We start from the raw sequence: 18,398 nt of genomic DNA, 5'->3' as shown, positions 1-18,398 counted from the left end.
ATCCCGGATGAGCGGGCCGGCCCGACGCGACGCGGAACACAGTGTGCCGCGCCGCCGCGGGCCGGGCCGTGGCGGCGCGGTGCGGCGGCGTGGTGGCGCGGGCCGGCGTGTGGCGGGGCGGGCGCGGCGGGGCCCGGGGCCGCGCGGGCCGGGTCGGGGCGCGGCGTGGTGCGGAGCTGGCGCGGGCGGCGGTGCGCGGCGCGTGGCGGGGCGGCGGTGCGCGGCGCGGGGTGGTGCGGGGTGGTGCGGGGCGGTGCGGGGCGGCGGTGCGCGGCGCGGCGCGGGGTGGTGCGGGGCGCGGCAGTGCGGCGAGGCGCGGCAGTGGGGCGCGGGGTGCGGTGCCGCGCGGGTGCGACGGGGCGCGGGGTGCGGTGCGACGGGGCGCGGTGCGGCGGGGGAGGGGAGCGTGCGGCGGGGTGGGTCAGCGGGGTGGGTCGAGGCGGCGGGGGAGGCAGTGGGCGGTGGGGACCGAGTGGCACCAGGCGGTCACGGCGGCCGAGCTGGGGAAGTCGCCGAGGGCGACCGTCAGCCACGTCCCGGGGTCGCTCGCCGGATGCCGCAGGTCGGTGGTCCGGAGGAGGACGACCGGGTGCTCGTCGCTGGCCAGCGCCCGGCGCAGCCGCTGGTGCTCGGCGAGGATCGAGGCCGGGTCGGTGTGGTCGCCGGCGGCAGCGGCGAGCTCGGCCGCGTACTGCCCGGTCAGGTCGAGCGTGGCCAGGTCGTCCCGGTGGGTGAACTCCAGCTCGGCGGCCGGGCCGGACGCGCTGGGCCAGGGCTCCGGCCGCGCGCCGAAGCCGGTGCGTGGCAGGGCGACCGGGACGTAGGCCGGCGCCGTCCGGTCGACGCGGGACAGCACGGCGGCGGCCGCGGCGGCCGAGAGGAAGAGGGTGACCGCCGCGACGGCCACCAGTTTCCGGTACGCGTTCACAGTCCCCTCCGGTCACCCTGACGAGGTGTCCTGACGGTAACCGCCCAGCATGTCGATGACCAGGACATACGGCGTTTTCAGCCATCCGGGAACCGCGTCGCTCCCGAACTGCGACCACGCACACGGCCATCCCGGCTCAACCCCGCCCGGTTGACGCCGACCATAGGGCCATGAGCGTGGGCAGCGGATTGCACACAGCCGGACCTCTGGTGGAGGCCGCCGGCGTTACTGGCGCGGAACCTGACCGGCAGGTTCTGCTGTTGGCCGAGCTGGTCGGCTTCATGACCAAGGACACCCCTTCGGTGCAGCACGTGCTCGACCTGATGACTCCGCACCTGCGGGAGCTCGCCGGGCTGACCGCGGCGACCGTCTTCGAGCTGGACTCGGAGAGCGGGCTGATGGGGGCGACCGCCCAGTTCGGTGAGCCGGGCCGGCGGGACCAACTGGTCGCCGGCAAGGTCTTCCGGGCCGCGGCCGGTGGACCGCCGGTGGTCAGCGGCCAGCAGATGGCGATCCGCCTGCGGATCGGCGGCCAGACCGTCGGCGTGCTGCTGCTGACCGGGGACCTGCTGGCGGAGCTGCGCCAGGACACCATCTCGACGGTCGCGCTGCACTTCGCCACCACCCTGCAGGGGCTGTTCGCGGAGAAGGCCCGGCAGTTCGTGGCGCACACCAGCTCGACGATCCAGGAGCTGTTCGAGAAGGGGATGACCGCGGGCAGCGTGGAGGAGGCGGCCGAGCTGCTGACCCACTCGTGCGCCACGGCGTTCCGCACCGAGCACGCCGCCCTGCACCTGATCGACAACGACGGCCGGATCCGGTACGTCTACGGCGTCGGCTGCCCCGACGAACGGCTCGGCACGCTGCGGGAGAACCTGGTCGGCAAGTCCGCGATCGAGTCGCCGGTGTGGCGCAGCACGGTCGAGTCGGGCGAGCCGGTGCTGGTCGGGAACACCGCGACGGCCAAGACCCGGCCCGGTGGGATGGCGCAGACGCTGGAGCTGGGCTCGTTCATCGCGATGCCGTTGATGACCGGTTTCGGACCGGTCGGCATGGTGATGTGCGGGGACTCGTCGGGCGCCCGGGAGTGGACCGCGCGGGACCGGATCCTGGCCCAGCAGCTGGCCGCCGAGGGCGCGCTGATCATGGACAGCGCCCGGATGCGGGAGGCGAACCGGCAGCACATGCAGGAGCTGACCCGGCAGGCGTTCCACGACTCGCTGACCGGCCTGCCGAACCGCAAGGCGCTGCTGGACCGGGGTGAGCAGGCGGTCGAGATCGCCATGGCCACCGGCACCCGGCTGGGCCTGCTGCTGCTCGACCTGAACGGGTTCAAGCAGGTCAACGACACGATCGGGCACCACGCCGGCGACGTGCTGCTGCAGTTGGTGGCGAAGCGCCTGGACGGCCTGATCCGCAAGCCGGACCTGGCCGCCCGGCTCGGTGGCGACGAGTTCTCGGTGCTGGTCACCGCGAACCCGGACGAGGCCGGGGCGGTCCGGGTCGGCGAGCGGATCTGCGAGCGGCTGCGCGAGCCGTTCCAGATCGACGGCCGCTCGGTGCAGATCGGCGCGAGCATCGGGGTGTCACTGTTCCCGCGGCACGCGATCGACTTCGGGGTCCTGATGCAGCACGCCGACGCCTCGATGTACGAGGCCAAGCGCGGTGGCGGCGGCGTCCACCTGACGCCGTAGGGCGGTCAGTGCCCCCAGGGCTCGGCCGGGAGGCACCTCCCGGCCGGTCCGGGGTAGCTCGGATCCGGGTAGAGGATCGCGCCGTCCGGGCCGGTCCAGCAGCGGTCGTCGGTGGCCTGCGGGAACATCGGCTCCCGGGAGATCTCCGCGCCGCCCGCGTCGTAGGCGACCAGCTGCCCCGCGTAGGCCACCTCGTCGGTGCCCGCGAGCAGGCCGAACATGCCGTTCGCGAGCCGCGCCTCGACGGTGTGCGTGCCGTCCTCGGCGACCAGCCGGGCGACCCGGGAGCTGACCCGCCCGACCAGGCTCATCTCGGCCGGGCCCGTCTCCGGGACCGCGGCGCCGCTCATCAGGACCTGCACCGGGCCGGGCAGCCAGTCGCGCCCGCCGTTCCACCCGCCGCCGGTGAGGCCGCCCCCGGCCTGGATCCGCACGCCGATGATCGGGCGGACGATCTGGTCCAGGGTGCAGGCGAAGAAGCCCTGGTCGGTGACGAAGAGGGCGATCGCCTGGCCCCGCGACTCGGCGGCGACCGCGACGTCCCGTGCGGTGACCACCGGGATGTCGGCCACGGCTGTCCGCTCGGCCAGGTCGTAGCGCTGCCCGAGGCAGTGGTCGACGACGGCTTCCAGGGTTGACGAGAGCTGGTCCGGGCCGAGCGCGAGCGTGGTGGGCAGCCGCTGCGGCCGTACCCCGGCAATCGCGACAGCGACCGCGGCCGTGAGCGAGGCCGCCACCGCGAGGCGCACCCAGCGCCGGGTCTTCGGTTTTGCGGCGCTCAGGAGCGTGGCGCGCATTCGCGCGGCGCGAGCGGGCGGCAGGTCACGCTCCGCCGGCGGCTCAAGGTTGGCGATCATCGAATTCCTTCCGGTACGGCGGTGGCGAGCAGCCGGCTCAATCGGGAGCGCGCCCGGCTGACCCGGCTGCGCACGGCGGTCTCGGAGACGCCGAGGACGGCCGCGGCCTCGGGATAGCCGACGCCGGACCACAGGCAGAGGGCGACCGCCTCGCGCTCGGCGCGCGGGAGTTTCCGCATCGCGTCGAGCAGGTCCCGCATCCGGCGCTCGTCGTCGAGGCGCCCGGCCACGTCGTCCGCCGGATCGGCCTCGACGTCCGCGACCGGGGAGTGCAGCAGCCGGCGGCGCCAGCGGGCCAGCGTGCGCTGCTCGGTGCGGGCGTGGTTGCCGGCGGTGACCAGCAGCCAGGGCAGCGGCGAGCCGTCGACGAGGCGGATGCCGGCCCGGCGCTGCCAGGCGGTCAGGAAGGTGGCCTGGACGATCTCCTCGGCGAGGGACCACGAGCCGGTCAGCCGGAAGGCGTGGTTGTAGACGGCCCGGGCATGGCGGTCGAAGAGAGTCCCGATGTCCTCGTCGGTCACGGTCAGCATGGTCACATCACACCTATGGCCGCCGGGGACCCGGTTGTTGCACCATGAACGCCCCATTGCCCTTCTGTTTCGGGATCGTTGCGCTGGGAGCGCTCCCATGTAATGCTGTCCGCGTCGGCCAACGATCCCCACCGATGTGTCGGCCGCCGCTCCCATAGGCGCTGATCTCTGGCGCCGCCGCACGCCTCGAGGAGTCCTGATGAGATCCATCTCCACCCGGGCACGAGCCCTCACGGCAGCCGCCGTCGTGAGTGTCGTGGCCGGCGCCGGCGCGGTCGCGATGTCGACCGATGCCAGCGCGGCCGCCGGCTGTCGTGTCGACTACACGGTGAACCAGTGGTCCACCGGCTTCACCGGCAACGTCGTCGTCACCAACCTCGGCGACCCGATCTCCGGTGGCTGGAACCTGACCTGGGCCTTCGCCGGTAACCAGACGATCACGCAAGGCTGGAGCGCCACGATCACCCAGTCCGGGCAGAACGTGACCGCGACGAACCCGTCGTGGGCGGCCTCGCTCGCCACCAACGGGACGGCGAACTTCGGCTTCAACGCGAACTACTCGGGGACGAACGCCACCCCGGCCACGTTCAAGCTGAACGGGACCGCCTGCACCGGCGCCACGACGCCCGGCTCGCCCTCGTCGAGCCCGTCCACCAGCGTCTCCCCGTCGACCAGCGTGTCGCCCTCCACCAGCGTGTCGCCGTCGACCTCGACGAGCCCGGGCGTGAAGGTGGACAACCCGTACGCCGGCGTCAAGGGCTACGTGAACCCGGAGTGGAAGGCGAAGGCCGACGCCGAGACCGGCGGCAGCCGCGTCTCGAACAACCCGACCGCGGTCTGGCTGGACCGGATCGCCGCGATCGAGGGCACCACGAGCAGCAGCTCGAACGGCGCGATGGGGGTCCGGGCGCACCTGGACGCGGCTCTCGCGCAGGGCGCCGGCTACATCCAGTTCGTGATCTACAACCTGCCCGGCCGGGACTGCGCCGCTCTCGCCTCGAACGGTGAGCTCGGCCCGAACGACCTGCCGCGCTACAAGACCGAGTACATCGACCCGATCGCCGCGATCCAGGCCGACGCGAAGTACAAGAGCCTGCGGATCATCAACATCGTCGAGATCGACTCGCTGCCGAACCTCGTCACCAACACCTCCGGCCAGGCCGGCGGCACGGCGATGTGCGACACGATGAAGGCCAACGGCGGGTACGTGCAGGGCATCGGTTACGCCCTGAACAAGCTCGGCGCGCTGAGCAACACCTACAACTACGTCGACGCCGCGCACCACGGCTGGATCGGCTGGGACTCGAACTTCAGCCCGACCGCGGACATCATGCTCCAGGCCGCCCAGGCGTCCGGCAGCGTCAACAACGTCACCGGCTTCATCACCAACACGGCCAACTACTCGGCGCTGTCCGAGCCGTGGGTCCAGCCGACCACCACGGTCGGTGGCCAGAGCGTCCGGCAGTCGAAGTGGGTGGACTGGAACCAGTACACCGACGAGCTGACGTTCGCCCAGGCGTTCCGGACCAAGCTGGTCTCGATCGGCTTCAACAGCAACATCGGGATGCTGATCGACACCTCCCGCAACGGCTGGGGCGGCTCGGCCCGGCCCACCGCGGCGAGCACCTCGACCGACGTCAACACGTACGTCGACGGCTCCCGCATCGACCGCCGGATCCACGCCGGCAACTGGTGCAACCAGTCCGGCGCCGGCCTCGGCGAGCGTCCCAAGGCCGCCCCGGCCGCGGGCATCGACGCCTACGTCTGGGTCAAGCCCCCGGGCGAGTCGGACGGCTCCTCCTCGCTGATCCCGAACGACGAGGGCAAGGGCTTCGACCGGATGTGCGACCCGACCTACACCGGTAACGCCCGCAACGGCAACAGCATGAGCGGCGCCCTGCCGAACGCGCCGATCTCCGGCGCCTGGTTCTCCGCCCAGTTCCAGCAGCTGATGGCGAACGCCTACCCGGCGCTGTAGCCCGGCCGCACGACCGGACCCCCGCCCCGTTCATGCCCGGGGCGGGGGTTCTTTTTCCGAGTATTGTGTAGGCCCTACATGATGTTGTACCTTCACGATATGGGTGACGACGAACGCTACGCCGCCGGACTCGACCGGATCATCGAGCTGGTCGTGCTGCTCAACGACGACATGACCAAGAGCCTCGCCGCGCAGGGGCTCAGCGTCTCCCGGATGACGCTGCTCTGGGCGCTGCGCGAGATGGGTCCCAGCCCGCAGCGCGCCCTCGCCGACGCGCTCAAGGTGACCCCGCGGGCGATCACCGGCCTGGTCGACGGGCTGGTCGCCGGCGGCCTGGTGACCCGCGAGGCGCACCCCACCGACCGGCGCGCGGCCCTGGTCACCTGCACGGCCCGGGGCACCGAGCTGCTCGCCGGGATCACCGCCCAGCAGCGGGAGTTCGGGCGGCAGCTGTTCGCGCACATGCCGGCCGCGCGCTTCGACGCGCTGCTCGCCGGCCTCGACGACGTGCTGGCCACGCTGCACGGGCTCGGCCTCGTCCACCAGCCGGGGGTGACCTCGTGATCCGCTCGGTGATCCGCTACGAGCTGCGGCTCTGGGCCGCGCTGTTCCGCTGGGTCTTCCGCCGGCCGGTCGCGATCGAGGCCGGGGCGCGACGCTTCACCTACCATCGCGCGGTCAACCTGATCCTCGGCGCGTTCCTGGTCGTCTCCGCGATCGAGCTGCCGATCCTGCACCTGATCCTGCCGTGGGCGGCGGTTCGCGGGGTGGCGCTCGGGCTCGGTGTCTACGGGCTGATCTGGATGGTCGGGCTGCTCGCCACGATGCACGTCCACCAGCATGTCGTCGGGCCGTCCGGGCTGCGGATCCGCAACAGCATCACGCTCGACCTGCCGCTGCGGTGGGATCAGATCGCCGGGCTCGAGGTGCGCCGGCGGTCGCTGCCGCCGGGTGGGCAGACACAGGTGGAGGACGGGGTGCTGTCGCTGGGGATGGCCAGTCAGACCAGCGTCGACGTGCGGCTGGTGGGGCCGCTGGTGGTTCCGGTCCGCAAGACCCGGGGGGAGGCGGTGACTCAGATCCGCTTCCATGCGGACGAGCCGGAGGCGCTGGTCGAGGCCGCCCGCGCCCACCTCACCCTCACCCTCACCCTCACCGTCGGCGAGCCCTGACCCGCCGCGGCCTCTGCGCGGCCACCCCGTCCCGCCGCGGTCTTTGCGCGGCCACCCCGTCCCGCCGTGGCCCTGCGCGGCCACCCGTCCCGCCGCCGGTTTCTGGGCTCGTTGCCGGGGCCCGGCCGGCGGTGCGTCCGGGACCTGCTGCCGGGGGTCTCGCCGCCGGTGGTTCCGGGGCCGGCCCGATTGCGCGGGCCTTGCCGCCGGGCGCTTCACTGGGCCGGTGACCGCGGGCTTGGGGCGTGTGCGGATTTATCGGATTTGGGTGGAGGGTCTGGCGTGAGCGGTTCCGATGGGGTCGTGTGGCGGATCGGGAAGCGGTCCGTGCGCGCGGCGGCCGGGAGCGTGACCGGGGATCGGTACGACCGGAACTACGACGTGCTGCATCTCGACCCGGATCGGCCGCTCGCGATCGTCGCCGACGGGATGGGCGCGGGGGAGGGCAGCGCGGCCGCCGGCCGCATCGCGGTCGACACCTTCGCGAGGGAATGCGGTGGTCCATCCCCGTCCGCGCTGCGGGCCGCTGTCGCCCAAGTGCATTCCGCCGTACGGCGTAAAGCCCGCACCCTGCACGACCTCACCGGCTGCACCCTCACCGCCCTGATCGGAGTCCCCCCGGACGGCCCCGGCCGTTCCGCGGCTCTCGACGGTTCCCGGGCTTCCGGTCGCGGCCCGGTCCCGCCTGCCGACGTGCGGGCCGACCCGCCGGCGCCCGAACCTGCCGAGGTGCCGGCCGACCTGCCGGAGTCCGAACCCGCTGTCCGGATCGTGCAGCTCGGCGACTCCCGGGCGTATCGCCTGCGGGGCGGCCTCCTGGAACTCCTCACCGTCGATCACACGATCGCCTGGCTGGGTCTGATCCACGGCTGGTATGCCGCCACCGACCCCCGGGCGCACGCCGACGGTTACCGGTTGACCCGCTACGCCGGGCACCCGGACGAGCCGCCGCCGGACGTTCTCGACGTCCCGCTGCACCCCGGGGACCGTCTGCTCCTGTGCACCGACGGCGTTTCGGGCCAGCTGGACTACGAGTCCCTCACCGGGCTCCTTGCCGCAGGCTCCCCGACCGCCGCGGTGAACGCCCTGCTCGAAGCCACCCTGTCGGCCGGCGGTCAGGACAACGCCACCGCCATAGTCCTGACTGTCACCTGATCCGGGGTGCCGGGTTTTAGACCGCAACCACCCTCGGACATCGCCCTTGCGGGTCTCGTGTTCTGGGCGCCCCGCGCCCTTGCGAGGCCCGGAAGGGTCCCCGCGGGAGCGACGATCAGTTATTGGCCGCAGCCGAGGCAATGAAGATCTTTAAGGTCTGGGCTATTTTTTCGTGAAAAATCGGTACACGGCTCGGTAGGGGACCGCCACCGGGTCGTTGCCGCCGCAGCTTGTCGAGGGGGCGGCGCCGCCGTGCGGGTCGATGCGCTGGATGTAGGTGACCGCGCCGAACAGGCCGCCGCCGCGGTTGGCCGTGGCCTTGTAGAGGACCTGCGGGACGTTCGCGGGGTCCGGGGCCGGCGTGGTGATCGGGTCGATGCCCTGGACCATCGAGCCGTCCTGGTCGGAGACCCAGGCCGGGCCGCGGAAGTGGACGGCGGTGACCTTCTTGACCGGGCTCATGGTCACGCCGGTCAGCGACGCGGCCGGTTCGAGCGGCTGCCACGTGCCGCGCTTGCATTCGTAGACCTGGACGCCGCGGGCCTTGAGCACCGCGTGCAGCTCGTTGCCGGCGGGCGGCTGCAGCGCGGCCGGGACCTGGGGCACGCCACCCAGGAAACTCTCTTCCTGGGTGGTGGCCGGCCGGGTGTCCGGCGCGGGTGCGGCGGACGTCCGGTCGGTGCCGGCGAAGGAGACGCCGGCGGGCACGGCGACGGCGGCGAGGGCTAGTGCGCCGACCGCGCCCGCGATTTTGGCGGTACGAGTCACGAAGGCCTTCCCGGGTGGACGGTGACGATGTGGATCACGGTAAAGGCACCGTAGACCCCAAAGCCCCGTTTAGTGGGCAAATCACCCGGGAGATATGGGAATAACCGGACGGATTACGGCATCGTGTAGAAACCGGTCGGCAAGGTCTGGGACTGGCGGCGCGCCTCCTTCGTCCGGGAGCGCAGACGCAGTAGCAGGATCAGGCCGAGGAAGAAGAACACGCCGCCGACGATCAGCCCCGGGCCGAGCAGGTTGCTCTGGTCGGTGGACGCGGGCACCAGGGCCGACGCGCTGGTCGTCCGGTTGGCCGGCTGGGTCGGCTCGGTGACCTCCTCGATCGGGTCGTCCTCGGTGGGCGACGCCGACGCCGTGGGCGCCTTGGTGGTCTTCGTCGGCGTGGGCGCGGGTGAGGCGGTGGCGACCTTGGTGGTCACCTCGGTGGTGCTGCTGATCGAGGTGAGCCGGGTGTTCTGCGCGTCGTCGGCCTGCGCCTCGAAGCGGACCTCGCCGCCGTCCCGGCCGGTGAAGCCGACCAGCCACTGGCCGGTGACCGTGCGGCCGCGGCAGAGCGTGCCCGGGTCGACCTGGTCGTCGATGATCGTGGCGGTGTTGCCGGACGTGCTGACCTGGGTGGCGAACTCGCGGTTGTTCTCGACGCGGGTCACCCGGATCTGGTTCAGTGGCACCTTGCCGCCGGTCACCACCAGCGTCCAGCGCACCTTCCGGCACCGCGTCTGGTCCGACGAGGCCACCGCGGTGATCGTCTTCGTAGTGCCGCCGGCCTGGAATGTGGCGGGCGTGGTCAGGCGCACGCTGAACCCCGGCACGTCGGCGTCGGCCGGCGCGGTCAGGCCGCCGGCGCCCAGTGCGGCCCCGGCGAGCGTGGCCCAGAGCAGCGCGGTGAGATGCCGCACGTCGATCCCCCTTCTCGGACGTCCCCTTCACCAGTAAGTTCGCCGGGTCGGCCCGAATGGTTCACCGGGTGGTGGCGGTCACTCCCCGGCGCACCTTATTTCTTGCTTAAGAACCCTGGAAAATCGTCATTCCCGCAGGTCACACGGCATGTGCGAAAAGTAGCGAGGCGATCACTAAAAAGAGTCGCCCAGAAATTTCGCACGCGTTCAACCGAAGCCCCGCCCGGCACGTAATCCGGGGAGGACGCGGCCGGGGCAATGCAGGGGAAAGCGACGCCACGGACGGGTCCGGAACAACTTGAGCACGGGGCGTTCCCCACGAGCGCCGGCGTCCCACCGCCCACGGGACGTGACCGTTGCGGAAAACGAGGAGTTAATGGCCCGGTCGAAGAACAAAGAAGGCGCCGCGAGTAGGGTCGCGGTCGACATCGGCTCCACCGGTAAGGGCTCCGTGCCCACAGGCGCGGTCATCCTGCTGGTGGTAAGCGTCCTGGCGGCAGTCTGGGCGGTCGCGATGATGACCGGCCCCGGTCGCGTCGGATACGTCTACTTCTTCATGTACTCGGAGTACTACATGGGTGTCCTCACCCTTGTGTCACTCTCGATCACCATCATGGTCGGCCTGGTCTCCACCGACCGCCTGGTCCTCACCATCCGGCAGAGGGTGCTGCTCCAGTCCACCCACCGGACCACCGGCGTGATGGCGATGTCCGCGCTGGCGTTCCACCTCTGGACCAAGACCGTCGAATCTCACATCCGTGTGATCGACATCTTCATCCCGTTCATCACGCCGACCAACACGCTGTACATCGGCCTCGGCCAGCTCTCCGGCTACATCATGGTGCTGGTCACCTGGACCGGCCTGATGCGGGCCCGGTTCATCGGCCGCGGCAAGCCGTGGATGTGGCGCGCGATCCACTCGATCTCGTACCTGATCTGGCCGACCGCCCTGGTCCACGGTCTCAGCGCCGGCCGCGCCGCGGCGACCTGGGTCATCGTCAGCTACGTGGTCTGCGTGCTGATGGTGCTCATCGGCCTGGCCGTGCGGCTCTCGGTCAGCCTGAACCGGCGCAAGGACTTCTCGTCCGCCGCCGGGATCGGCGCCCCCAAGCCGTCCGCCAGCACCGGCGTGGTGCCCACCTCCAGCGCCCCGCGCAACCGGTGGGGTGGCGGCCGCGACCGCGAGCAGCCGGGTGGCGACCTGGTCCAGGCCGCTCCGGCGGTGAACAGCTGGGTGCCCGCCGCGGCCCCGGCCGCGCCGCCCGCGGCCCCGGTCAGCCCGGCCGTGGCCCCGATGGCCCAGGAGCCGATCGCCGACCGGCGCGACATGCGTGAGCTCGAGGCGCCCGCCCCGCGCCAGCGCCGCGCCGCCGACGACGACCGCTTCGACGAGCCGACCCGGGCGGTGTCGCGGCGTGACTTCGACGACGACCGGTACGAGGAGCCCGCCCCGCGCCCGCGTCGCCAGGACGAGTACTACGACGACGGCCCGCGCCCACGTGGCCGCCGTTTCGCCGACGACGAGGAGGAGCCGCGCGCCCGCCGGTCCCGCACCTCGATGGAGGACACCGGTACCCGGCTGCGTCCCGAGGACACCGGCACCCGGCTGCGCCCGGACGACACCGGCACGCGGATGCGCCCCGAGGAGACCGGGACGCGGATGCGGATGGACGACACGCAGACCCGGATGCGGATGGAGGACACCCAGACCCGCATGCGCCGGTACGCCGAGGAGGACTACTACGAGGACGAACGTCCCCGTGGCGCCCCCGCCCCGGCGGGCCGCCGCCGCGCCGACGACGAGCCCCGCTACGAGGACGTCCCGCGTCAGCGCGCCCCGCGTTTCGAGGACGACGACGAGCCGCGCAGCGGTGGCCGCCGCCGCGCCGACGACGGCCGGCACAGCCGCAGCCAGTTCGTCGACCTGGCCGAGGACGAGGAGTCGCTGGTCGACACCGGGACCCGGCGTCGCCGGCCGGCCGCCGACCCGGGCCGGGGCGACGCGCCGGTGGGCCGGGGCCGGGCCCGGGACGACGACGACTCGTACTTCTCGCAGTTGCGCGGTGACCGGAGTTGAGCACCGCACAGGTTCCGCCGGTCACGTCGATCGGCGTCCCGCGGATCACCGCGGGCTACGACGAGTACGGCCGCCTCGACCTGCAGGCGCACCAGGAGGTGCACGGCGGGTTCGCGGCCCTGTCCTCCGGTGAGCTGATCGGGCTCACCGACCGGATCGAGCTGCGCGGACGCGGCGGCGCGGGCTTCCCGTTCGCCCGCAAGGTCCGCGCCGTGATCGACTCGTGCAAGCGTCAGGACCTGCCCCCGGTGATCGTGGTGAACGCCACCGAGGGGGAGCCGCCGTCCTGGAAGGACAAGGCGATCCTGACCCGCGGGCCGCACCTGATCCTGGACGGCGCGGCGCTGGCCGCCGCCGCCCTGGACGCCGAGGAGATCGTGATCGGCGTCGCGGACGACGGCATCGGGCAGAACTCGCTGATGGCGGCGCTCGCCGAGCGGAAGATGCCGTGCCCGACCCGGATCGTCACGGTCCCGCACCGGTTCATCTCCGGTGAGGGCGGCGCGCTGGTCCGCGGGATCAACGGCGAGGCGCACATCCCGCCCGGCCGCAAGGTCCGGTCCAGCGACAACGGCGTGATGGGGCTGCCCACCCTGCTCTCCAACGCCGAGACGTACTCGCAGCTGGCGATCGCGGCCCGGCTCGGCCCGTGGGAGTACAACTCGGTCGGCATCCCGGAGGAGCCGGGCACCGTCATGCTCACCGTCGGCGGCGCGTCCAGCGCCCCCGCGGTGGTCGAGGCGCCCAGCGGCACCCCGCTGATGGACGTGCTCACCATGTGCGGCGCGGACATCGGCCCGGGCCTGCTGGTCGGCGGCTACCACGGCAAGTGGATCACCGCCGAGCAGGCGAAGACCGTGACGATCTCCCGTAAGGGCTTCGCCAAGGTCGGTGGCACGCTCGGCGCCGGCATGCTGATCCCGATCGGCTCCAAGACGTGCGCGCTCGGCGAGGTCGCCCAGGTCGTGCAGTACCTGGCCGGCGAGTCGGCGGGCCAGTGCGGCCCGTGCCGGCTCGGCCTGCCGGACCTGGCCCGGGCGGTCACCCTGGTGTCGCTCGGCGGATCCGCCCTGGAGCAGGTCCGCCAGGCGGCCGGCCTGGTCAAGGGCCGGGGCGCGTGCAGCCACCCGGACGGCACGTCGCGGTTCGCGCTCTCCGCGCTCGAGGTGTTCCAGAAGGACGTCGAGGCGCACGCCAACGGCGAGGGCTGCGGCAAGCAGACCAAGGGCATCCTGCCGCTGCCGTACACCGCCGAGAAGGGGGCCAGGAAGCTGGCCCTGGACTGGTCGCGGTGCGACGGGCACGGGCTCTGCTCGGCGGTCGCCCCGGAGATCATCCGGCTGGACCACAACGGCTTCCCGGCGTTCCCGCAGACGCCGCTGCCGCCGTGGCTCGAGGACGGCGCGCGCAAGGCGGTCAACGTCTGCCCGGCGCTCGCCCTGCGCCTGATCGACCCGGCCGCGTCCGCGCACTGAGTTCGTCGCCGCCGGCGGCCCGCCCGGGCCGCCGGCCCTCACCCTCGAGGTGCCCATGACCACCCGTCGTGCCCTGCTGACCCTGCCGCTGGCGATGCTCGCCGCCGGCTGCGCCGCGCCGCCCGCGGCGACCTCGGCCCCGGTCACTGCCGGGTCCGGCTCCGGCGCGCCACTCCCGGATGCCTTGCGATTCACCGGTACGACGTTGGACGGCGCCCCCTACGACGCCGCCCAGCTCGCCGGGAAGCCGGCCGTGCTCTGGTTCTGGGCCCCGTGGTGCGCGACGTGCGCCGGGCAGGCCCAGTCGGTCGGCGACTTCCACGAGGAGTACGGCGACCGGCTCACGTTCCTGGGCGTCGCCGGGATGGGCACGGTCAAGGCGATGCACGAGTTCGTGTCGGACATGAAGGTGGGCGCGGTGACCCACCTGAACGATCCGAAACTCAGGATCTGGACCAAGTTCACCATCGTCGAGCAGAGCACCTACGTCCTGCTCGACGCCGCCGGGACGATGGTGACCCGGAGCTACCTCGACGACCTGCAGCTCACGGGCGCCCTGAAGAAGCTGGTGGGCTGACCCGCGGCCGTACCCCTCAATCGGGGTTGATCTCCGTGAGGTGCAGCTTGCCGGCGCCGTCGCGCTCGACCCGGACCCGGGTGGTCAGGCCCGGCCCGAGCCGGACCGGCAGCGGCGTGCCCCCGCCGGCCCGCACCGAGTGCGTGCCCGGCGCGAGCGCCAGCGCGAGTCGTCTCCCGGCCCGGACCTGCCCCTTGACCGCGCCGTCCACGGTGATCGGGACGGCCCGGGCGAGGGTGGTGAGTGACCGCGCGGGCCCCTCGACGATGAGCGTGCCGACGACGGTCATGAGCGACTCCCAGGAAGGGCCGGGCCGGGCGGGGTCACCAGGTGGTCGGCGGCGTGTGCGGGCTGTAGTCGGTCGCCTCGGACGGCATCAGGACCCAGAGGACCGGGTAGATCAGGATCTGGCTGCCCGGGATGATGAAGAGGATCAGGACGAAGAGCAGGCGGGCGATCCACGGGTCGAGCCCGAATCGGCGCCCCAGGCCCGCGCAGACGCCACCGAGCATGCGGCCGTCACGCGGGCGGACCAGACCTTGGCGGGCCATCGTGTCGTGCACGGCGTTCATGGCGGGTCGCTCACTTTCCTTGGTTGCCCTCCCCGGTGAGGAGGTGATGCCTCAAGCTTGCTACCCGGCTACGACACTTTCCATCCGGCAACGCCCGGATCCCACCCGGACCCGGATCTCAGGGTATGACCCGATCTCTGGGTATGCGCAGCACCACGGTTCAGTGCCTTGTGCTGTTCAGGTGCACCCGTGAGTACGCGCTAGCGTTTTCGGGGTGTCGGTGTTGCGGTCGTTGGCGCCGCCGTTCGTGGCGGCGGGTCCGTCCGGTGTGGCTGTCCGCACGAGGTTGCGGCTCTCTGCTGGTGAGCAGCAGGTGATGCGTGAGGTCGGGGTGTTCCTCGGGACCCTCGCTGCCCGGGATCTGGCGGCCCGGTGCGCGGGCGGGACCGGTCACAGCAGCCAGGACTGGGCACGCCGCAAGCGGGAGTTGACCGGCGAGTCGTCGGCGCGGTGGGCGGGCGCGATCACCAAAGCCACCAACGCCCAATGGGCCCTCGCCCGCCGGGCGCAAACGGCGCATCTGGCCGACCTGGCGGCCGGGATCGCCGCGATCGATACTCGGCTGGGCCTGCCGCTGGGCCGTCCCACCCGAGCACCCGAGACCCGGAAACGGCCGCCGGCCGGGTATGCCAGCCGGCAGGAATGGTTCCGGAAAGCCCGGCGCCTCGTGACCGCCCGCCATCACCTCGACCAGGCCGGACTCACCCTCGACCAGTGGCGGCAGCGGTGGGCCGACGCACGAATGTTCCTCACCGCTGACGGAGAGTCCGGCAAGCGGTTCGGCAACGAGACGATTCGGGTCACCCCGGACGGTCAGGTCAGCATCAGACTCCCGGCCCGGCTGGCGCATCTGGCCAATGCGCCCCGCAGCCGCTATGTGCTGGCCATCCCGGCCGCTTTCGCTCATCGCGGCGCCGACTGGCGGGACCGAGTAAACGCGAACCTCGCGGTGGCGTACACGATCCGCCACGATCCCGGCCGGGACCGCTGGTATCTGACCGCCGCGTGGCAGCTCGCCCCGACCGTGCAGCCCAGCCTTGCGGCCGCGGTCGCCGGCACGGTGATCGGCGTCGACACCAACGATGACCACTACGCCGCCTGGCGCCTCGACACGCACGGGAATCCGGTCGGGGCGCCGCGCCGGTTCGGCTACGACCTGTCCGAGAACGCCGACCACCGTGACGGGCAGATCCGGCATGCCACCACGCGGCTGCTGCACTGGGCCCGGCAGCAGGGCGTGACCACGATCGCGATCGAGAACCTCGACTTCACGGACAGTAGAGGTCGTGAGCGGTTCGGCCGTAACAAACGGTTCCGCAGGCTGGTCTCCCGGTTCCCGGCCGCCCGACTCCGCGCCCGGCTGATCGCCCAGGCCGACCTGGCCGGGGTGACGATCGTGGCGGTCGATCCGGCGTACACCTCGAAGTGGGGAGCGGAGCATTGGCAACGGCCGACCAGCACCCCACATCACAAGACCTCCCGGCACGAGGCGGCATCGCTCGTGATCGGACGGCGCGCGCAAGGGCACGCTGCCCGGCGACGGACTGGAACGCCCGCACCCCACCGCAGTGATGGAGTGCGGCCTCGCCCAGCCCCGGCCACAGCCCACCTTGAGCGCGAGGGACCCCGCCCGGCCCGACCGGCTGCACCGACACGATCGGTACAGCCGCCGGGCCAGCGAAAGCGGGCAACCAGCCTGTCCAACACCGTTCGGGACAGGCCCAGCACCCAAGACGTACTCATGGGCGCGCTGGATAGGAACGGTTGTCCATGACACCGGGGCAACTTGATGTCGAACCTGCCCTATACAGTGCTGCGAGCGGGAACCTGGGGGGCAGGAAGAACATGGTCGACAGCACGGTGCCGGGCGAACGGACGCAACCGTTGCGTCCCCACGATCCGCGCGAGCTCGGCGACTACGAGGTGCTCGGCCGGCTCGGTGAGGGCGGCATGGGCACGGTCTACCTGGGCCGCAAGCGGAACAGCACGATCCTGGTCGCGGTCAAAGTGGTGCGGGTCGATCTGGCGCACGACGACGAGTTCCGCCGGCGGTTCCGCAGCGAGGTGGAACGGGTCCGGCAGGTGCCGCCGTTCTGCACCGCCGAGGTGCTCGACGCCGACCCGGACCACGAGCAGCCGTATCTGGTGGTGGAGTACGTCGACGGCCCGACCCTGGCCGAGGTGGTCGAGGAGCGCGGCCCGCTGACCTCGGCGAACCTGCACAGCGTGGCGATCGGGGTGGCCACCGCGCTGACCGCGATCCACGGCGCCGGCGTGATCCACCGCGATCTCAAGCCGCGCAACGTGCTGCTCGCGCCGGGCAGCCCCAAGGTGATCGACTTCGGGATCGCCCGGGCGATGTCGGCGACCAGCGGCAACACCCGCCCGGACCAGATGGTCGGCACGGTGGCCTACATGGCGCCGGAGCGGTTCGACACCGACGACGCCCCGGAGGTCACGCCGGCCGCCGACGTGTTCGCCTGGGGCGGCGTGGTGACGTACGCGGGGACCGGCAAGACCCCGTTCTACGCCGACTCGCCGACCGCGACCGCGGCCCGCATCCTGACCAAGCCGCCCCGCCTCGACGGGCTCTCCCAGCCGCTGCGGGACCTGGTCGCGCACGCCCTGGAGAAGGATCCGGCGAACCGGCCGAGCGCCCGGGAGCTGCTCGACCTGCTGATCTCCGGGGAGCGGCCGGTGGCCGTCGCGGCCGCCCTGGCCGACCAGCCCGACCTGCGCGCCGCCGCGGCCGAGGCCCAGGCGGTGACCGGGTTCGCGCTGCCCTCGGACACCGGCCCGTCGACCCGGGTGGCGGCCGCCGCGCTCGCCCCGGCCTCCGCCCTGGACATTCCGCCCGGCCTGGTCGGCTACAACGAGAACTCGATCGTCACGGTGCCGATCGAGGCGGTCCGGGACACCACGCTGCTCGGCGCGCGGCCGGCCGGGCGCCCCCGCCGCCGGGTGCTGCCGGCCCTGCTCGCCGCGGTCACCGTGCTGGTCATCGCGGCCGGCGTCGGGATGATCGGCTACCTGCTGCGGGACCGGTTCAACCACGGGGGCACGGCGGCGGACGGCGGCGCGCCGGCCACCCCGGAGTCGGCCACGACGTCGGCCGCGGCGCCCCGGCTCACCGACCGGCTGGCCTCGGCCGGGCTCTGGCAGGCGACCGCGCAGTCGGACGCCCAGGCGAGCTGCGCGTTCGCCGGCGGGGTGCTGGTCGCCCGGCGGGAGACCGCGGGGACGTACCGGTGCCGGGGCCCGCGTGACGCGGTGACCGACATGACCGCCGAGGTCGGCGTGCGCCTGGACACCGAGTACAGCTGCGCCGCGATCTGGTTCCACTTCGACGACAAGGCGTTCGCCGGGAAGCCGGGCGGCTACCAGCTGCGGGTGTGCGAGAAGCACGCGTACCTGAGCGTGCACACCGACAGCGACATCGTTCTGAAGAACACTCTGGTGCTGAGCCGGCCGATCGCGCTCTACGGCAAGCCGGTCCGGATCGGGGTGCGGGTCCGGGGCGACTCGGTCGAGGTGCTCCAGGACGGGCAGTCCGCCGGGACGTTCCCGCTGACCGAGCCGGAGCTGGCCCGCGGGCGGGTCGTGCTCGGGGTCAGCAACGACCTGGCCACGCCGGCCCGGACCGGGCCGTTCGAGGTCGCTTTCAGCGACATCAAAATCTGGGATTGACGTACGGAGCCCGC

At 72.4% G+C, this 18,398-nt stretch carries 17 protein-coding genes; 10 read left to right on the top strand and 7 right to left on the bottom strand.

What is annotated here, in order from left to right:
• Window positions 1-421: 421 nt before the first annotated feature.
• Window positions 422-928 (bottom strand): hypothetical protein, encoded by a 507-nt coding sequence (locus L3i22_RS37890; RefSeq protein ID WP_221322272.1) that lies wholly within the window; start codon window positions 926-928, stop codon window positions 422-424.
• Between the two features lie 260 nt (window positions 929-1,188).
• On the opposite strand from L3i22_RS37890, the gene L3i22_RS37885 reads away from it, so the two are divergent.
• Window positions 1,189-2,622, top strand: coding sequence for a sensor domain-containing diguanylate cyclase (locus tag L3i22_RS37885; protein ID WP_255657476.1), 1,434 nt, complete (start codon window positions 1,189-1,191; stop codon window positions 2,620-2,622).
• 5 nt (window positions 2,623-2,627) lie between these two features.
• Here the strand turns inward: L3i22_RS37885 and L3i22_RS37880 are convergent, their stop codons facing one another.
• Complete coding sequence (locus L3i22_RS37880) at window positions 2,628-3,479, bottom strand: hypothetical protein (protein ID WP_221322270.1); 852 nt, start codon at window positions 3,477-3,479, stop codon at window positions 2,628-2,630.
• A complete protein-coding gene (locus tag L3i22_RS37875; protein WP_221322269.1) occupies window positions 3,476-4,009 on the bottom strand; it encodes an RNA polymerase sigma factor in 534 nt (177 codons plus the stop codon). Before L3i22_RS37875 ends, L3i22_RS37880 begins: the two co-directional genes overlap by 4 nt.
• Before the next feature lie 199 nt (window positions 4,010-4,208).
• On the opposite strand from L3i22_RS37875, the gene L3i22_RS37870 reads away from it, so the two are divergent.
• The 4 genes from L3i22_RS37870 (at window position 4,209) to L3i22_RS37855 (ending at window position 8,314) form a co-directional block, all read left to right on the top strand.
• Complete coding sequence (locus tag L3i22_RS37870; protein WP_221322268.1) at window positions 4,209-5,987, top strand: glycoside hydrolase family 6 protein; 1,779 nt, start codon at window positions 4,209-4,211, stop codon at window positions 5,985-5,987.
• Window positions 5,988-6,086: 99 nt separating this feature from the next.
• On the top strand, window positions 6,087-6,551 hold the full coding sequence (locus L3i22_RS37865) for a MarR family winged helix-turn-helix transcriptional regulator (RefSeq protein ID WP_221322267.1): 465 nt from the start codon (window positions 6,087-6,089) through the stop codon (window positions 6,549-6,551).
• Window positions 6,548-7,159 (top strand): hypothetical protein, encoded by a 612-nt coding sequence (locus L3i22_RS37860; protein ID WP_221322266.1) that lies wholly within the window; start codon window positions 6,548-6,550, stop codon window positions 7,157-7,159. Before L3i22_RS37865 ends, L3i22_RS37860 begins: the two co-directional genes overlap by 4 nt.
• Window positions 7,160-7,441: 282 nt before the next feature.
• Window positions 7,442-8,314 carry a PP2C family serine/threonine-protein phosphatase gene (locus L3i22_RS37855; protein ID WP_255657475.1) on the top strand — a complete coding sequence of 291 codons (873 nt, stop codon included), beginning with the start codon at window positions 7,442-7,444 and terminating at the stop codon, window positions 8,312-8,314.
• Between the two features lie 162 nt (window positions 8,315-8,476).
• Here the strand turns inward: L3i22_RS37855 and L3i22_RS37850 are convergent, their stop codons facing one another.
• Both L3i22_RS37850 and L3i22_RS37845 read right to left on the bottom strand, forming a co-directional pair.
• Window positions 8,477-9,082: a DUF3455 domain-containing protein gene (locus L3i22_RS37850; RefSeq protein ID WP_221322265.1), complete on the bottom strand. Its 606-nt coding sequence runs from the start codon at window positions 9,080-9,082 to the stop codon at window positions 8,477-8,479.
• A gap of 113 nt (window positions 9,083-9,195) precedes the next feature.
• Complete coding sequence (locus L3i22_RS37845) at window positions 9,196-9,996, bottom strand: hypothetical protein (RefSeq protein ID WP_221322264.1); 801 nt, start codon at window positions 9,994-9,996, stop codon at window positions 9,196-9,198.
• Between the two features lie 376 nt (window positions 9,997-10,372).
• On the opposite strand from L3i22_RS37845, the gene L3i22_RS37840 reads away from it, so the two are divergent.
• Genes L3i22_RS37840 through L3i22_RS37830 form a run of 3 tightly spaced genes read left to right on the top strand, consistent with a single transcriptional unit; the run spans window position 10,373 to window position 14,125 of the window.
• The gene (locus L3i22_RS37840) at window positions 10,373-12,073 is read left to right on the top strand and encodes a translation initiation factor III (RefSeq protein ID WP_221322263.1); all 1,701 of its coding nucleotides are present in this window, start codon (window positions 10,373-10,375) and stop codon (window positions 12,071-12,073) included.
• Window positions 12,070-13,548, top strand: coding sequence for an NADH-quinone oxidoreductase subunit NuoF family protein (locus tag L3i22_RS37835; protein ID WP_221322262.1), 1,479 nt, complete (start codon window positions 12,070-12,072; stop codon window positions 13,546-13,548). Before L3i22_RS37840 ends, L3i22_RS37835 begins: the two co-directional genes overlap by 4 nt.
• A gap of 55 nt (window positions 13,549-13,603) precedes the next feature.
• Window positions 13,604-14,125, top strand: a complete 522-nt coding sequence (locus L3i22_RS37830) for a redoxin domain-containing protein (protein WP_221322261.1) — start codon at window positions 13,604-13,606, stop codon at window positions 14,123-14,125.
• Window positions 14,126-14,141: 16 nt separating this feature from the next.
• On the opposite strand, the gene L3i22_RS37825 is transcribed toward L3i22_RS37830, so the two are convergent.
• Together L3i22_RS37825 and L3i22_RS37820 are read right to left on the bottom strand one after the other, a co-directional pair.
• Window positions 14,142-14,414, bottom strand: coding sequence for a hypothetical protein (locus tag L3i22_RS37825; protein WP_221322260.1), 273 nt, complete (start codon window positions 14,412-14,414; stop codon window positions 14,142-14,144).
• A gap of 34 nt (window positions 14,415-14,448) precedes the next feature.
• The gene (locus L3i22_RS37820) at window positions 14,449-14,697 is read right to left on the bottom strand and encodes a PspC domain-containing protein (RefSeq protein WP_221322259.1); all 249 of its coding nucleotides are present in this window, start codon (window positions 14,695-14,697) and stop codon (window positions 14,449-14,451) included.
• A 214-nt stretch (window positions 14,698-14,911) separates the two neighbouring features.
• Between L3i22_RS37820 and L3i22_RS37815 the strand changes: the two genes are divergently transcribed.
• Window positions 14,912-16,471 (top strand): hypothetical protein, encoded by a 1,560-nt coding sequence (locus L3i22_RS37815; RefSeq protein ID WP_221322258.1) that lies wholly within the window; start codon window positions 14,912-14,914, stop codon window positions 16,469-16,471.
• A gap of 71 nt (window positions 16,472-16,542) precedes the next feature.
• On the top strand, window positions 16,543-18,384 hold the full coding sequence (locus tag L3i22_RS37810; protein ID WP_221322257.1) for a serine/threonine-protein kinase: 1,842 nt from the start codon (window positions 16,543-16,545) through the stop codon (window positions 18,382-18,384).
• Window positions 18,385-18,398 lie beyond the last annotated feature (14 nt).

The organism is Actinoplanes sp. L3-i22 (assembly GCF_019704555.1).
Taxonomy (GTDB): domain Bacteria; phylum Actinomycetota; class Actinomycetes; order Mycobacteriales; family Micromonosporaceae; genus Actinoplanes.
Note: the sequence above shows the minus strand (reverse complement) of the source record. Positions and strands in the feature narration are given on the sequence as shown.

Excerpts from the sequence above, each read along its gene's own strand:
- L3i22_RS37825 (WP_221322260.1), bottom strand. The coding sequence starts at position 14,414 with ATGACCGTCGTCGGCACGCTCATCGTCGAGGGGCCCGCGCGGTCACTC.
- L3i22_RS37830 (WP_221322261.1), top strand. The coding sequence starts at position 13,604 with ATGACCACCCGTCGTGCCCTGCTGACCCTGCCGCTGGCGATGCTCGCC.
- L3i22_RS37865 (WP_221322267.1), top strand. The coding sequence starts at position 6,087 with ATGGGTGACGACGAACGCTACGCCGCCGGACTCGACCGGATCATCGAG.
- L3i22_RS37820 (WP_221322259.1), bottom strand. The coding sequence starts at position 14,697 with ATGAACGCCGTGCACGACACGATGGCCCGCCAAGGTCTGGTCCGCCCG.
- L3i22_RS37840 (WP_221322263.1), top strand. The coding sequence starts at position 10,373 with ATGGCCCGGTCGAAGAACAAAGAAGGCGCCGCGAGTAGGGTCGCGGTC.
- L3i22_RS37875 (WP_221322269.1), bottom strand. The coding sequence starts at position 4,009 with ATGCTGACCGTGACCGACGAGGACATCGGGACTCTCTTCGACCGCCAT.
- L3i22_RS37870 (WP_221322268.1), top strand. The coding sequence starts at position 4,209 with ATGAGATCCATCTCCACCCGGGCACGAGCCCTCACGGCAGCCGCCGTC.
- L3i22_RS37880 (WP_221322270.1), bottom strand. The coding sequence starts at position 3,479 with ATGATCGCCAACCTTGAGCCGCCGGCGGAGCGTGACCTGCCGCCCGCT.
- L3i22_RS37810 (WP_221322257.1), top strand. The coding sequence starts at position 16,543 with ATGGTCGACAGCACGGTGCCGGGCGAACGGACGCAACCGTTGCGTCCC.